This window comes from Actinomadura sp. 9N215 (genome assembly GCF_044326345.1).
In the GTDB taxonomy this organism is placed as follows: domain Bacteria; phylum Actinomycetota; class Actinomycetes; order Streptosporangiales; family Streptosporangiaceae; genus Spirillospora.
This window is the reverse complement of the sequence record NZ_JBIRBA010000071.1, coordinates 1-1,278: the sequence shown is the minus strand read 5'-3', so window position 1 is coordinate 1,278 and position 1,278 is coordinate 1. Positions and strand designations below refer to the sequence as shown.

Here is a 1,278-nt window from a genome sequence, read left to right as displayed (position 1 = left end):
CCAGCCGAGCCGTTCGGACATGTTCCGGGCGCAGGTGACGACGGCATGTACGTGATCGGAGTCGTCGGAAGCGCGCCACAGGATCGACCAGGGGTAGAACGAGACCGGGCCGGTGAGCGGGCGCCAGATCGTCCCCGGAAGCGCGGAGATGCAGGACGAGGGCACGCAGTACAGGCAGCGGCCCTGGGCGACCAGGGCGGACGCGGCGTGGACGCTGTCGACGGTGCCCTCGTGCACCGTCGGGGTGAAGCCGGCCGCCCGGCACATCTCGACGGTGAACTGGTTGAACTCCGGGGCCTTCATCTCCTCGGCCAGCAGTAGCGGTTCGCGGGCGAGGGCCTCGACCGGGACCGCGTCCAGGTCGGCGAACCGGTGCCCGCGAGGGACCAGGACCCCGAGACGGTCCAGGCGGAACAGGTGTGAGGCGACCCCGCTCGGCGCCAGTGCGGCACGGCCGATGCCCACGTCCAGACGCCCGTCGACGAGCTGCTGATACTGCTCGGGGACGCCGACCTCCACCTGGTGGATCACCAGGTCCGGGTAGAGCGCCTGAGCCTCATGGAGGATCTGCGGCATCGAGTCATAGCTGGAGTCGATGATGCCCACCCGCAACGCCGGCGAGGTGCCCTGCGCCGTCCGGGCGACCTGGGCGGCGCGCTCCACCTGAGCGAGGATCTGCCGCGCCTCGACCAGGAATGCCGCGCCCGCCGGGGTCAGGGCGACGTAGTGGGTGGTGCGCTCCAGCAGACGCACGCCCAGTTCCCGCTCCAGCCGCTGTATCTGCTGGCTCAGTGCCGACTGGACGATGTGCTCGCGAGCCGCCGCGCGGCCGAAGTTGAGCTCCTCGGAAACGGCGACGAAGTAGCGGAGCTGGCGCAGTTCCACATCTCCTGCCTTCTGAGCTGGAACAGCGAGACCTGCTCGCGGGGCCCACCTCGCGGCGTGCTTCTAGCGGCGTGCTTTTAGAGGGGTTCGCTGATCCAGTGCCAGACGCCCCCTTCGTGGCGCGCGTGGACGAGTTGCGCGCCGCTGGAATCGGCGAGCTCGGCGACCGCCCGGATCAGCTGACGATGGAAGTCATCGGGCAGGTGTGAGTCGGACGAGCCTTCCAGGAGGGACACGCTGACCTTGGCGTCGTCGCGGAGCTGCGCGGTCAGCCGTCCGGTCTCGTCCAGGCGGAGCATCACGATCGCATCAGCGCGGACAATGTCATGGCCGCCGCTGGCCGCGACCCAGACCTCGGTCACCGTCCCACTCATGAACCTCACCTCCCCGGCT

General features: G+C 69.6%; 2 protein-coding genes. Both read right to left on the bottom strand.

Going from position 1 to position 1,278, the window contains the following annotated elements; translation table 11 throughout:
- Positions 1-885 (bottom strand): LysR family transcriptional regulator (locus tag ACH34T_RS44565; protein WP_396027089.1); only part of this gene is annotated, 885 nt, incomplete at its 3' end.
- Between the two features lie 77 nt (positions 886-962).
- Positions 963-1,278 (bottom strand): hypothetical protein (locus ACH34T_RS44560; RefSeq protein ID WP_396027088.1); only part of this gene is annotated, 316 nt, incomplete at its 5' end.